We start from the raw sequence: 12,840 nt of genomic DNA, 5'->3' as shown, positions 1-12,840 counted from the left end.
TTCCGGCCCTCGTCAAGGCGCCTTTTCCTGCTCTTCCCGGCGTCGGCGAGAGCGTCCCAATTGTCGCGCAGATATACCCGTGAATACGCCGCGCCGCGTGGCAAGAAGATGCCAGATCTCGTTTATCGAAGAAGGGAAGAAAATGGAAACCCTGGTGCTGAACCAGCAGCATGTTGCCAAGCTCGTCGGCAACAGTGGCCGGGACCAGCTCATGGACCTGATGATCGAGAGGCTGCGGGCGGCCTTCACCGCCGACAGCCGGGGCAACACCCCTGCCCGTGAGGGCTTCGTGCGCTGCCCCGGCGACACCGGGGTGCTGGAGTGGATGCCCTTCCACCAGCCCGGCCAGTCGGTGACGATCAAGACGGTGGGCTACACCCCGTCGAACCCGACCGAGCGGCGCCTGCCGACCATCATCGGCTCGCTCGCCCGGTACGACGACGTCACGGGCAGCCTGGTGGCGATCAGCGACGGCATCCTGCCGACCGCGATCCGCACCGGCGCCGCCTCCGCGGTCGCCAGCTCCCTGCTGGCGAAGGCGGACAGTGAGGTCCTGGGCCTGGTGGGCGCGGGCGCGCAGGCGGTGACGCAGGCGCACGCCCTCAGCCGCGTGTTCCCGCTGAAGGAGATCCTCGTGTACGACGTCGAGCCCGCGCACGCCGCGTCGTTCGCGGACCGCGTGGAGTTCCTCGGCCTCGACGTACGCGTGGTGGAGCTGGCCGAGATCGAGGCCAGGGCGGACATCATCTGCACGGTCACGTCGGTCGGCGTGGGCGACGGCCCGGTCCTGTCGGGTGAGAACCTGAAGCCGCACGTGCACATCAACGCGATCGGCGCCGACCTGATCGGCAAGTTCGAACTGCCGCAGGCGCTTTTGAAGTCCGCGTTCGTCACGGTCGACCACGTCGAGCAGTCGCTGCGCGAGGGCGAGGGCCAGCAGCTCACCAAGGACGACCTCGGGCCCGAGCTGATGGACCTGTGCGCGCGCCCCGAGCTGGCCGACGGCCTGCGCGAGCGCGTCACGGTCTTCGACTCCACCGGTTTCGCCCTGGAGGACCACGTCGCCCTGGACGTCCTCATCGAACTCGCCGAGGAGGCGGGCATCGGCGACCGCGTCAGCCTGGAGCACCTCCCGGCGGACGCCTTGGACCCGTACTCCTTCCAGTAACCAGTACGGGTCTCGCCAGTAACCAGTACGGGTCTCGGTAACCAGTACGGGTCTCGGTAACCAGTACGGGTCTCGGTAACCAGTAAGGGGCTCGGTGACCAGTAAGGGTCCCGCTCCCCTCACGGGCCCACCCCCCACTCCCCCACGGGCCCACCCCCGAACCCCCCACATCCCCCCACGCCTCCCCGAAGCGCGGTGCTGCCCCCGGCCGACAGGTCGGGGGCAGCACCGCGCACCGGCGTGTGCCCTGAAGGAGTCAGGCGGCCCGGCAGAGCACCCCGGGGTCGGCCGAGGCGCGGGCCACGGGGGCGTACACCGGGCGGACGGCGGCGGTCCCCGACCGGCCGCGCGCGAAGACGACCAGGCGCAGCACCACGAACCGCGCGACCCCGGCGAGCGCGGACGCCGACAGGTACACGACCTGCTCCAGCACCGCGCCGGGCGCCGCCACGCACTGGTGGAGCAGGGCCATCGCCGCGCAGGTCACCACGTACGCGGCGGCCGCCGACCCGGCGGACTGCGCGTGCTGGCGCCAGGTGGCGCGCCCGCCCGCGCCGAAGGTGAAGCGGGCGTGCAGTTCGGTGGCGAGGAGCGTGGAGGCCACGGTGACCAGGGCGTTGGCGAGCGCCCAGGGGGTCCAGGCGGCGAGGCTCGCCACGGCGAAGCTGGAGGCGAGGCCCACGCCGCCGCCGCAGAGCACGAACCGGGCGAACGCGACGAAGGCGCCGGGTGCCGCCGCCTGCTGCTGGCCCTGCGTCTCCATGATCCGCCCCTTCGCTGACTCACCCGATGACTCACTCCGCGAGACGCGCATCCCTCGGCCATCGAAGCCCACGGGTGCGCGCCGTCCGTGATGCCATCATGGCACATCAATGGCGCCATGCGCGAGCCATTAATGGCACCAAGCACGCCAGGTATGACGCCAAGGGGTGGTGCCACCGGCGCCACCCTGGGGAGGAAGTCACGCAAAACGCCCCATGGCGCCGCCCTCTCCCGGCGGTTCCACGGGGCGCAGGGGTGCCCACGGGCACCCGTACGTCACGACACGCGGCTGCGAACCGCCTGGGACACCCCCAGTACGGCGATCACGGCGCCCAGGCACATGAGCACCACGCCGACCTTCGTCAGCGTGACGACGGGCGTCTCGACCCCGTCCGCGAACAGCCGCAGGGCCAAGCCGACCACAAAAGTGGCGACGCCTTCCACCAGATTCTTCGATGCCTTGCCCATGTGCGACCACTCTCCATCGGCGCTCCGCGCGCCCTTGCCGTCCTGATCGGCGGCAGCTGTCACCGACCGGCGGCCGCTGTGCCGATCGGCAGCTTAGGAACGCGGCCCGCCCGGCCTCTTCGCCCCGCGGAACGAGATGGCGTACGGGCAGTACATCGTTCGATGCAGCGGGCCCCGGAGTCCGGGATCCGTACCGCGCGTACGTACACGTACGTACGCCTCTACGGAGACCCGAGCACCGCCTGAGGAACCCGAGTACCGCCTTACGACCCCAGGTACCGCAGCACGGCCAGCACCCGGCGGCTGTAGCCCGTCGTGTGGGACAGGTCGAGCTTGTCGAAGATCGTATTGGCGTTCTTCTCCACCGTGCTCTGGGCGATGTTGAGCTTCTGGGCGATGGCCGCGTTGGTGTGGCCCTGGGCCATCTCCGCGAGGACCTCGCGCTCGCGGCGGGTGAGCTTGCTGAGCGGGTCGACGTGGGTGGTGCGGGCGAGGAGCTGGCGTACGACCTCGGGGTCGATGGCGGCGCCGCCCGCGTGCACCCGCTCCAGGGACTCCAGGAACTCCTCGACTTGGGCGACGCGGTCCTTCAACAGGTAGCCCACGCGCGCGGAGTCGGTGGTCAGGAGCTGGGCGGCGTAGTTCTTCTCCACGTGCTGGGACAGCACGAGCACGCCGATGTCGGGCCAGCGCCTGCGGATCTCCAGGGCGGCGCGGATGCCTTCGTCGGTGTGGGTGGGGGCATCCGGATGTCCGCCACGATCAGGTCGGGAGTGTGCTCCTCCACGGCCTTGAGGAGCGAGACGCCGTCGCCGACGGCCGCGACGACCTCGTGTCCCTCCTCGGTCAGCAGCCGCACGAGCCCTTCGCGCAGCAGGATCGAGTCTTCGGCGAGGACTATGCGCACGGAAGCTCCGCAGTGATCGTGGTGGGCCCGCCCAGGGGGCTGTGGACATGCAGGTCGCCGTCGAGCGCGGCGGTCCGGCGGCGCAGCCCGGACAGACCGCTGCCCTCCGGGTCGGCACCGCCGCGGCCATTGTCGCTGACGCGGATGACGACCCGGCCGCGCTCCAGGGCGACGGTGACGTCGATGCGGTCGGCCTCGGAGTGCTTCGCGGCGTTCGTCACGGACTCGGAGACGACGAAGTAGGTGGCCGTCTCGACGGTCTGGGGCAGCTTCTCGGTGAGCCGGAAGTCGATGTGGAGCGGGATGCTGCACCGCTCGGCGACGCCCGCGAGCGCCTCTTCGAGGCCGAGGCTGTCGAGCGCCGACGGGTAGGCCCGCCAGGCCACCTCGCGCAGCTCGCCGAGGACTTCGCGCGATTCGCTGTGCGCCTGCTGGAGCAGGTCGGGGGCCTTGTCGGGGTTGCGGCAGGCGCGGCCGAGCAGCATGGCGAGGGCCACCAGGCGCTGCTGGACGCCGTCGTGCAGGTCCCGTTCGATGCGGCGCCGCTCGACGTCGATGGCCTGGACGATTCCGGCGCGGCTGGCGGCGAGTTCCAGGATGCGCCGCTCCAGCAGCTCCCGTTCGGAGGGGCCGAAGCACTGCCGGGCGAGCCGCTCGTCGAGCCCGGCGAGGGAGACGAGGCCCTGCACGTCGAGGAAGAGCAGCACGCTGCCCAGCAGCACCTGGCCGAGCAGCTCCCCCGCGCTTATGGTCCCGCGCACCGCGCCGTACGCGAGCAGCCCCGCGAGCACCACGCCGACGCCGAGCAGCCCGACCACGACGGCGCTGACCGGGCCCATGGCGATGCGCGAGGCGAGGTAGGGCAGGTCCTTACGGGCGTCGTGCTCGGTGGGGTAGGTGTCTCCGAAGAACGCCGACCGCCGCCACCGCTCGATCGCGGTCAGGCGCGCGGCCCCGGCGCGCAGCAGACGCTGCGCGCCGGGCCGGGTGCGCGGCCACAGCAGGGCCGCGCCGAGTCCGAGCCCGGCGGTCAGGAAGTACAGCAGCGCCAGGAAGCTGGTGGCGATGCCGAGGAGCAGCCCGCCCGCCCTGCGGCCGAACGGCGCGGCGGCCTCCGGCTCGGGCCCCCCGCCGTGCGGGTTCATGGCCCGGGCGAGGGCGTCGGCGTAGGACGCGTCCTCTGACACGCTGCCCGACCCTAGCGGCGCGCTCCGCGCCCAGACAAGATCGCCCTGGACGGCGCCGACGGAGGCGGAGGGCGCGGGGCGCCTCGGTCCGCTGCCTCCTTGGCGTACCGGGTGGAGTCTTCGTACGGGGTGGAACCTCCGTACGCCGTAGAGCCTCCGTACGGCGTGGAGTCTCCGTACGCCGTGGACGCGGTGGGCGCTACGGACGCGCCGCCGGTGGCGGACGCGCCAGGCTTGGCGGACGCGCCGAACGCGCCGGGCTTGACCGGCGCGTCGGGCATCGTGTCGGGATCGACGGTCATTCACGACCTCCGGTGCTGGGCGGCGCGGCCGGCCCGCGCCTTGGTCAGGCGCCGTACGGCGAACGCGGCCACGGCGACCAGGACGAGCAGCAGGACGACCTTGGACAGCACACCCACGTAGTCCTCGACCAGCTCCCACTGGTCACCCAGCCAGTATCCGGCCATCACGAGGACCGCGTTCCAGATGAAGCTGCCCGCGGCGGTCAGCGCCAGGAACATCGGCATCCGCATCCGCTCGATCCCGGCGGGCACCGAGATCAGGCTGCGGAAGATCGGCACCATACGGCCGAAGAACACGGCCTTGGTGCCGTGCTTGGCGAACCAGGCCTCGGTCCGCTCCAGGTCCGCGACCTTCACGAGCGGCAGCCTGGCCCAGATCGCGTACATGCGCTCCCGGCCGATCAGCGCGCCGATCCAGTACAGCGCCACCGCGCCGACGACCGAGCCGAGCGTGGTCCAGAACAGGGCGGAGGCGAGGCTGAGGACGCCCTGCCCGGCGGCGAAGCCGGTCAGCGGCAGGATCACCTCGCTGGGCAGCGGCGGGAACAGGTTCTCCAGAGCGATGGCCGCTCCGGCTCCTATGCCGCCCATCTTGTCGACGAGGTCGGCCGCCCACCCGGCAATGCCGCCGGCGGGCTCTTGGGACAGGGCCAGGGTCGCGGTCGCGGACTGCATAGAACACCTCGGGAGGGCCGGAAGGGGAAGAGGCGGGCGGGCCGCCCCCTTAACTGCCTCCAACCCTAGAAACCGCAGATCAGCGCCACTACGAGGGAAACCACCGACCTTCTTCAAGCCGACCGCAGCCCGACCCCGAAGAAAACCACACCCCCACGGCGAAGAAGTCCCCTCCCCGCAGGCGCCGCCACCACCGCCGCCCCGGCGGAGGCGCCCAGCGGGATGCGGCCGCCGCCGCGCGGCGAGGGGAGCCCCGTGGCACACGGGCGCGGGAACGCACAGCACCCCACCCACGTACCGGACCCGCTCCTTCCGCTCACCCCCGGATCCAGTAGCGTTCATCCGTGCCACTGAGCCCCAACCTCCCCCCTGCGCAAGCCAGTTCACCGGTCATCACCCATGTCAACGAGACCACCCGCGTCACGGGCGCACACGTCCAGGCGTGCGCCCGCAGACGGACGGGGACCCCGTCCCCCGAGGGCCCCTGAGCGCTTCCGAGCGCCGCCGCCAGGAAACCATACCGGTAAGTCTGTTTACTCGCACGCACGGACGCCGGAACGACATCCAGACGACACCCTTAGGCCACTCTTCACCCGCCGGGCCGCCCCCCGCGGATTCAAGCCACCGTCCACCGCACCCCGTCTGCGTGACCGACCTGCGCACTTCGTCGACATGATCGCGGACTGACGTACGACAGAAGGCGTAAGAAATGGCCGTGATCCTTCTAAACCGCGTAGGCGGTTTGTTATTGTCGCGGCACATCGTCCTAGGGGGAGTTAATGGGGAGCTTTCGGGAATGAAGCAGGAGCGCGCCGTCCGGACCCGTCAGGCGCTCATCCACTCGGCCGCGGTGGCCTTCGAGCGGCGCGGATACGCGCAGACCAGGCTCGCGGAGATCAGTTCCAACGCCGGGGTCAGCCCCGGCGCGCTGCACTTCCACTTCGAGAACAAGGCGGCGGTGGCCGGCACGGTGGAGGCCACCGCGGCCGCGACGCTGCGCCGGACGACGACCCAGGCCCGGCAGGCGGGCGCCAACGCCCTTGAGCGGCTCACCGGCACGTCCCGGGCGCTCGCCGAGACGCTGTCCGACGACGTGGTGGCCCGCGCCGGGTACCACCTGAGCTGCGAGGCGAGCGACGGCACCAGCCTTGACCTGCGCGGCGAGTGGTACGGCTGCGTGCGGCGCCTCGTCGCGGAGGCGGCCGCGGAGAACCTGCTGGCCGACCACGTCGCCGAGGGGGACGCGGTGGCCTCGATCGTGGCCGCGACCGTCGGTTTCGAGGTGCTCGGCCGCGCGGATCCGCAGTGGCTGTCGGCCGAAGTGCTCGCCCGGTTCTGGCGCCTGGTCCTGCCGTCCCTGCTGACGGCCGAGGCCCTCGCCACGCTGGACGCCGTAGCCAACTTTGACTACGCGAACTCCCCGGAGACGGCCTCCCGGAAGACGAGCCCCGCGGAAACGGCGAGCGGCGTCCCGCAGGGCCACGACGTGACGGCCGTGACCCTGCGGGACGCCGGGCAGGAGCCGGTGTCCTTCCTGCCGCGCTGACCGGAGGCGCCCCCGTGGACGGTCAGGCGGCGGGGGCGCCGAGCAGCACCGGAAGCTCGGCGTAGCTGTTGATGATGAACGTGGGCATGGGGCGCAGCTCGTCCGCCGGGCTGGCGAGCGCCAGGTCCGGGTAGCGCGCGAAGAGCGCGGCGAGCGCGGTGGCCGCCTCCACCCGGGCCAGCGGCATCCCGAGGCACCGGTGCACCCCGTGGCCGTACCCCAGGGTGTCGCGGCCGGTGCGCAGGACGTCGAAGACATGGGCGTCGGGGCCGTGCCGGTCGGGGTCGAGGCCGGGCGCTGCGAAGGAGACGATGATGGGGTCGCCCTGCCGGATGAGGACGCCGTCCAGGTCGATGTCCTCGACCGCGAAGCGCAGCGGCGCGAACGCGCCCGGGTTGTCCATGCGTTCGGTCTCGGCGACGACGTCGTCCCAGGTGGCGCGGCCCTCGCGGACGTGGGCGAGCTGCTCGGGGTGGGTGAGCAGCTGCCGCACGGCGTTGGTGATGAGGGAGCCCGTGGTGTCCTGCCCGGCCGCGATCATCAGATAGAGGGTGCCGAGGAGTTCCTGCTCGCTCAGGCGCTCGTCCTGGTCGCGGGCGGCGATCAGCGAGGACGTCAGGTCGTCACCGGGGGCGAGGCGCTTGGCCGCGACGTGCTGGGCGAGCAGCTCGAAGGCGCGCTTGCGGGCCCACTCCATCTGCTCGGCGCTGGCCGCGGAGCAGAAGACAGTGTGCAGCGCCTCGTACAGGTCCTGGCGGCTGCCGTCGGCGGCCACGTCGTAGAGGTCGCAGATCACCTTCAGGGGCAGCTGCTCGGCGAACTGCTTGCGCAGGTCGACGGGTTGGCCGGGCGGCGTCGCGGCCAGCTCTTCGAGGAGTTCGGCGGTGAGGTCCTCGACGCTGGCGCGCAGGCTCTCGGTGCGGCGCGCGGTGAACGCCCCGGCGACCAGCCTGCGCAGCCGCGTGTGGTCCTGGCCGTACGAGGTGAGCATGTTGGTGTTGGCGACCCAGGGGTACAGCGGCCAGTCCGGGGATATCCGGCCCTCGATGAAGGCGGGCCAGTGCTTCTTGGCGTCCCGGGAGACACGCGGGTCGGCCAGCAGCCGCTCCACGTACTCCCCGCGGACGACCGCCCAGGCGACCACGCCGCCCGGCAGCTCCACCTCGACCGCGGGCCCCCGCTGTCTGAGCAGTGCCGCCTCCCCCGCGAGGTCACTGCCGGTGACGTCCAGGGCGTACGGGCAAAGCGCGCTTCCCATCAGTGCATGCACTCCGTTCGGTTCGTCATGAGGTCACGAGTTCTCATGGGCATGAGTCACGAGGTCATGAAGTAACGTTTCGGCACGTGCCTACGAGGGCGCTGTCCGCCCTCTCCCCCGTTGGCTGATGGTTCGTCAGCCGGATTCACCCGATCCGCGCGGGTTCGGGCTCCTCCTGTTCGCGGTGGAGTGCCATGGCGGCCTCGTACACACGCGCCGCCCGGTCCCGGGAGAAGTCCATGCGGACGAGGACTCCCGGAACCATGATCGACGCCAGGAGGTGCTGGAGCACCTCCGTCACGCATTCGACGATGTCCGCGTGATCCGTCATGATCTTCGACAGGACCTGGGCGCCGGTGAACGCCCCGATGAACATCCGGGCCGCGACGTCGACGTCCACGTGCGGCAGGAGTTCACCGGCGCTCTTGGCCCGGGTCAGCAGGGCGGCGTTGTGGCTGATCCACGCCTGCATGGGGACCCGCCGGTCCAGGACGTTCTGCAGGGCGCCCTGCTCGACCGTGAGGCGCACGCTGCCGCGCACCACCGGCTCGTGCAGATAGAGGAGATAAGCGAGGAGCAGGGAGGCGTCGAGCCCCTCCTGCATGATCAGCTCCTGCTCCGGCACCTGGGGCAGCGCGGTCATCTGATTGGCCAGGACCGCCTGGGCCAGCTCTTCCTTGGACGTGAAGTGGAAGTACAGGGCGCCCTTCGTCACTCCGGAGCGCTTGAGGATCTCGGAGATCGTGGCCGCGTCGTACCCGACCTGGTCGAACACCTCGGCCGCGGCGACCAGGATCTTCTGCCGCGTCCGAACAGCTCGTTCTTGTCGGGCCATCGCGCGCCTCCGCCCTGAGTCACATCAAAGCAAACCGTAAGGTTCGTATTCTAGCATCGATCACGCTCCGTATCCTCTACGGACTGTGAGCAGTCACCGCTCTTCATCGCCCAGTGGTGACGATTCCCCATCGCCGGGGATCGATCGGCGACAATAAAACCAGTCACCCGGTTTCTAACGCAAGGGGTTCCGTCACACGGCCCCCATGACGCGTCATATGCCACGTGGACCCCCGCCACCGTAGGTAAAGAGTCTTGAAAAGAAAACCGGTTGGTACGTATCTTGTCGTCGGACCCCCGACCTCGGGGTCCTCATCTACGGGGGAGGTCCCATGACCTTGCTGACTCTTGAGACAAAAGGCTCCCGGTGGACGACGCGGCCGGATCACACCCACAGATCCGACCGCGCCAGCGCCCCGCCCGCCCTCGATCCGGCCGTCACCGAGCTGACCGGCCTGCTCTTCGAAGAGGACGCCAGGGAACGCGTCCACACTCCGTGGCGGGAGCTGATCTCAAGTCCGGCCTTCGTGCCGCGCCCCGAGCTGCCCCCGCCGAGCGGGCCGCCCTCTCCTACCAGCGCCTGCGCCTGGTCAACGACACCCTGGAGAGCCCCAAGGAGCTGGCCCTCGACCCGCGCGGGCTCGCCGCCCTGCACGAGTGGACCGGCGTGGTCGACAGCGGTCTGACCACACTCGCCGGGATCCACTACAACCTCTTCCTCGGCAGCCTCCTCGACCACGACGGCCACCTGCGGGACGTCTCCCGCTACGCCTCCCTGAACCGCACCGGAACGTTCCTGTGCACGGAGCTGGAGCACGGCAACGACGCGGCGGCCCTGCAGACCACCGCGGTACTCGACCGGGCGACGGGCGGGTTCGTCCTGCACACCCCGCACCCCGGCGCCCAGAAGTTCATGCCCAACACCAGCACCGTCGGCGGCCCCAAGTCCGCGGTGGTCGCCGCCCGGCTGCTCGTCGACGACGAGGACCACGGCGTCTTCCTCTTCCTGACGCCGCTCAGCGACGACATGGGCATCCTGCCCGGCGTCACGGTCCGCCCGCTGCCGCCGCGCATCGGCAGCCCGGTCGACCACTGCCTCACGTCGTTCGACCACGTGTGGCTGCCGCGCACGGCACTCCTGGAGGCCGACCACGGGCGCCTCACGCCCGGCGGCGAGGTCCGCAGCGACCTGGGCAACCGGCGCAAGCGGTTCCTGCGCTCCATCTCCCGGGTCACCACGGGCAAGCTGTGCATGAGCGCCGCCGCCACCGGCGTCTCGCGCACCGCCCTGGCCATCGCGGTGCGCTTCGCCTACAGCCGCCACATCAGCGGCCCCAAGGCGGGCACGCGCATCCCCCTGGCCGCCCACCGCAGCCACCACGGCCGCCTCCTGTACGCCGTCGCGACCACGTACGCGATGACGTTCCTGCACCGTACGGCGGTCTCCCGGTGGGCGGAGCACCCTCCGGAGGAGCAGGCCGAGGCCGAGCGCCTGGTGGCCGTCGCCAAGGGGTGGAACACCTGGCAGGCCCGCGCCATCGCCACCGAGTGCCGCGAACGCTGCGGCGCCCGCGGCCTGTTCGCCGCCAACCGCCTGGCCGAGCTGGTCACGGACCTGGAGGGCACGATCACCGCCGAGGGGGACAACCTGGTGATCTGGCTCAAGGCCGCCGCCGAGATGATCTTCAACCACGAGGTGCCCCCGCACTCCGCGCCCGGCACCGCCCCCGCCGACCGGCACCTGAGCGATCTGGCGTTCCTGCGGGACCTGCTGTGCGACGTCGAGACGATCTGGCAGACCCGGGCCCGCACCGCCCTGCGGCAGGGCAGACCCGGCGACCCGGTGGCCCGCTGGAACACCGCCTCCCCCTACGCCCTGGAGCTCGTCGAGGCCCACGCACGCCGCCAGGCCGCCGACGCCTTCCTGGCCGCCGTCGAGCGCTCCGAAGGCACCGCCGCGCACCCGCTGCTGCACAGCCTGTGCCGCCTGTTCCTGCTCAAGCAGCTCACCGAGAGCAGCGGCGACCTGCTCGCCGAGCAGCACATGACGGTCGACCACGTCCGGGCGCTCTCCCCGGCGATCGAGCAGACCATCTGCGAACTCGCACCCCACCTGCGGACCCTGGTCGACGCCTTCGACATCCCCGAGAACCTCCTCGCCGAGATCCCGCTCGTCCACGGCGACGCCACGCACATGGACCACACCCTGGCGACGGTCGAGCCGATCAACCCGGCGGAGCCGGTGGGGTCGGTGGGATCTGTGGGATCAGTGGGACCGGTTGGATCTGTAGGGTCAGTGGGCCCTGTGGGACCCGCTGACGCCACGATGATGTCCGCGTAGGTCGCCGGGGCGACCCTGCCGTCCGGTGGGTCAGCCCGCGCTTGTGCCGCCGACCGGTGCCTCCCGCTGTGTACGTGGGGGGCACCGGTCGGCGTCGTGTTCACCCACGGTCTCCCAAGCCTCAGGGCTACTCCCCTGTCTCCCCCACCCCATATGAGACCGGACAGTCGCCTTCTTCTTAGCCGCGAGCGCTTCCCGAGGGCGTATCAAGGCGGCGTACGGCGCTCCTGTTGCGCATGTCGGGTACTTCACGATGGATTCTCCGGTCAATTCCGGCAAAAGGTCGCCTTGAACCGGAGCGGGCATGTTGACAAAACCGACCGCGCGGGTTTTTTATTGAGGGGTTCGTGGAGGCGTGCCGCAGTGCTCAGCTCAGCGCCTGCGGACACGGTGAGCACGGGCAACCCGTCTTGCGCTCGTCTAGGGGGAGCAGAATGGACATCCAGGTTCTGGGTTCGATGTCAGTGCGCGTGGGCGGACACTCCGTCGCCCCTTCCGCGCCGAAGCCGCGGCAGGTCCTCGCCCTGCTCGCGCTGCACGCCGACCAGATGGTCCCCGTGTCGACGCTGACGGAGGAGCTGTGGGGCCACAAGCCCCCGCGCAGCGCCCGTACGACGCTCCAGACGTACGTGCTCCAGCTGCGCGACCTCATCGGTGAGGCGCTCGCCCGCGAGGGCAAGGGGCGCGAGGGCGCCAAGGACATCCTGGTCACCCTCCCGGGGGGCTACCGCCTGGAGACCGGCGGCGGCAGCGTCGACTTCCGCGACTTCGAGCGCCGCGCGGCCGCCGGGTTCCGCGCCATGGACGCCGAGGACTACCAGGGCGCGACCCGCAAGCTGCGCGAGGCGCTCGCCCTGTGGTCCGGCGAGGGCGCGCTCGCCGACATCCAGGCGGGCAGCCAGATCACCATGGAGGTCGAGCGCCTCGAAGAGGCCCGCCTCTACGCCCTCGACCAGCGCATCGAGGCCGACCTGCGCCTCGGCCGCCACCGCGAGCTCGTGTCGGAGCTGACGTTCCTCGTCCACCGCCACCGCACGCACGAGGGCCTGCACGCCCAGTTCATGCTGGCGCTGCACCGCTCCGGGCGGCGCGGCGAGGCACTGCGCGCCTACCAGCGGCTGCACACCGCGCTCGTGGGCGAGTTGGGCCTGGAGCCCTCCGTGCCGCTCCAGCGCCTCCAGCGGTCCATCCGGACCCAGTCGGACACCGTCGACGCGGGCGGCCCGACCGCCTCCACCGGAGTGCGGGGCGTGACGCCGGGGCCGCGGGTCGCCGCCGCCCGCGTGTGCTGACGTACGCGTGTACTGAGTGCGCGGAGTACGCGGAGTACGCGGAGTACGCCGACGTACGCGGCCGACGGCCGTACGGCGGCCCGTGGCAGCGTTCCGGCGT

Annotated in this window: 10 protein-coding genes and 1 pseudogene; 4 read left to right on the top strand and 7 right to left on the bottom strand. The window is 71.1% G+C overall.

The annotated features are described in order from the left end of the window. Positions 1 to 142: 142 nt before the first annotated feature. Positions 143 to 1,168, top strand: a complete 1,026-nt coding sequence (locus ACOBQU_RS39935) for an ornithine cyclodeaminase family protein (protein ID WP_423635427.1) — start codon at positions 143 to 145, stop codon at positions 1,166 to 1,168. A 256-nt stretch (positions 1,169 to 1,424) separates the two neighbouring features. On the opposite strand, the gene ACOBQU_RS39930 is transcribed toward ACOBQU_RS39935, so the two are convergent. The 5 genes and pseudogenes from ACOBQU_RS39930 to ACOBQU_RS39910 form a co-directional block, all read right to left on the bottom strand. Beyond that, complete coding sequence (locus ACOBQU_RS39930; RefSeq protein WP_423635425.1) at positions 1,425 to 1,931, bottom strand: hypothetical protein; 507 nt, start codon at positions 1,929 to 1,931, stop codon at positions 1,425 to 1,427. Positions 1,932 to 2,206: 275 nt separating this feature from the next. After that, positions 2,207 to 2,398 carry a DUF5708 family protein gene (locus tag ACOBQU_RS39925; protein WP_423635423.1) on the bottom strand — a complete coding sequence of 64 codons (192 nt, stop codon included), beginning with the start codon at positions 2,396 to 2,398 and terminating at the stop codon, positions 2,207 to 2,209. 263 nt (positions 2,399 to 2,661) lie between these two features. Continuing rightward, a pseudogene (locus tag ACOBQU_RS39920) lies at positions 2,662 to 3,305 on the bottom strand (response regulator transcription factor). Then, the gene (locus ACOBQU_RS39915) at positions 3,296 to 4,492 is read right to left on the bottom strand and encodes a sensor histidine kinase (protein WP_423635421.1); all 1,197 of its coding nucleotides are present in this window, start codon (positions 4,490 to 4,492) and stop codon (positions 3,296 to 3,298) included. Before ACOBQU_RS39915 ends, ACOBQU_RS39920 begins: the two are co-directional and overlap by 10 nt. Before the next feature lie 302 nt (positions 4,493 to 4,794). After that, positions 4,795 to 5,469 (bottom strand): DedA family protein, encoded by a 675-nt coding sequence (locus ACOBQU_RS39910; protein ID WP_423635419.1) that lies wholly within the window; start codon positions 5,467 to 5,469, stop codon positions 4,795 to 4,797. A gap of 796 nt (positions 5,470 to 6,265) precedes the next feature. Here ACOBQU_RS39910 and ACOBQU_RS39905 point away from each other — a divergent pair. Continuing rightward, complete coding sequence (locus ACOBQU_RS39905; RefSeq protein ID WP_423635417.1) at positions 6,266 to 7,015, top strand: ScbR family autoregulator-binding transcription factor; 750 nt, start codon at positions 6,266 to 6,268, stop codon at positions 7,013 to 7,015. Positions 7,016 to 7,037: 22 nt separating this feature from the next. Here the strand turns inward: ACOBQU_RS39905 and ACOBQU_RS39900 are convergent, their stop codons facing one another. Both ACOBQU_RS39900 and ACOBQU_RS39895 read right to left on the bottom strand, forming a co-directional pair. Further along, entirely contained in the window at positions 7,038 to 8,273 is a 1,236-nt protein-coding gene (locus tag ACOBQU_RS39900) for a cytochrome P450 family protein (RefSeq protein ID WP_423635415.1), read from the bottom strand. 145 nt (positions 8,274 to 8,418) lie between these two features. Beyond that, entirely contained in the window at positions 8,419 to 9,108 is a 690-nt protein-coding gene (locus ACOBQU_RS39895; protein ID WP_423635413.1) for a ScbR family autoregulator-binding transcription factor, read from the bottom strand. A 495-nt stretch (positions 9,109 to 9,603) separates the two neighbouring features. Between ACOBQU_RS39895 and ACOBQU_RS39890 the strand changes: the two genes are divergently transcribed. Further along, positions 9,604 to 11,448: an acyl-CoA dehydrogenase gene (locus ACOBQU_RS39890; protein ID WP_423635411.1), complete on the top strand. Its 1,845-nt coding sequence runs from the start codon at positions 9,604 to 9,606 to the stop codon at positions 11,446 to 11,448. A gap of 434 nt (positions 11,449 to 11,882) precedes the next feature. Beyond that, the gene (locus ACOBQU_RS39885) at positions 11,883 to 12,740 is read left to right on the top strand and encodes an AfsR/SARP family transcriptional regulator (protein ID WP_423635408.1); all 858 of its coding nucleotides are present in this window, start codon (positions 11,883 to 11,885) and stop codon (positions 12,738 to 12,740) included. Positions 12,741 to 12,840 lie beyond the last annotated feature (100 nt).

Source organism: Streptomyces sp. G45 (assembly GCF_049542095.1).
GTDB lineage: Bacteria > Actinomycetota > Actinomycetes > Streptomycetales > Streptomycetaceae > Streptomyces.
Note: the sequence above shows the minus strand (reverse complement) of the source record. Positions and strands in the feature narration are given on the sequence as shown.

Bases quoted from the DNA above. Each gene is read 5' to 3' on its own strand.
- ACOBQU_RS39935 (WP_423635427.1), top strand. From the start codon at position 143: ATGGAAACCCTGGTGCTGAACCAGCAGCATGTTGCCAAGCTCGTCGGC.
- ACOBQU_RS39930 (WP_423635425.1), bottom strand. From the start codon at position 1,931: ATGGAGACGCAGGGCCAGCAGCAGGCGGCGGCACCCGGCGCCTTCGTC.
- ACOBQU_RS39925 (WP_423635423.1), bottom strand. From the start codon at position 2,398: ATGGGCAAGGCATCGAAGAATCTGGTGGAAGGCGTCGCCACTTTTGTG.
- ACOBQU_RS39910 (WP_423635419.1), bottom strand. From the start codon at position 5,469: ATGCAGTCCGCGACCGCGACCCTGGCCCTGTCCCAAGAGCCCGCCGGC.
- ACOBQU_RS39905 (WP_423635417.1), top strand. From the start codon at position 6,266: ATGAAGCAGGAGCGCGCCGTCCGGACCCGTCAGGCGCTCATCCACTCG.
- ACOBQU_RS39900 (WP_423635415.1), bottom strand. From the start codon at position 8,273: ATGGGAAGCGCGCTTTGCCCGTACGCCCTGGACGTCACCGGCAGTGAC.
- ACOBQU_RS39895 (WP_423635413.1), bottom strand. From the start codon at position 9,108: ATGGCCCGACAAGAACGAGCTGTTCGGACGCGGCAGAAGATCCTGGTC.
- ACOBQU_RS39885 (WP_423635408.1), top strand. From the start codon at position 11,883: ATGGACATCCAGGTTCTGGGTTCGATGTCAGTGCGCGTGGGCGGACAC.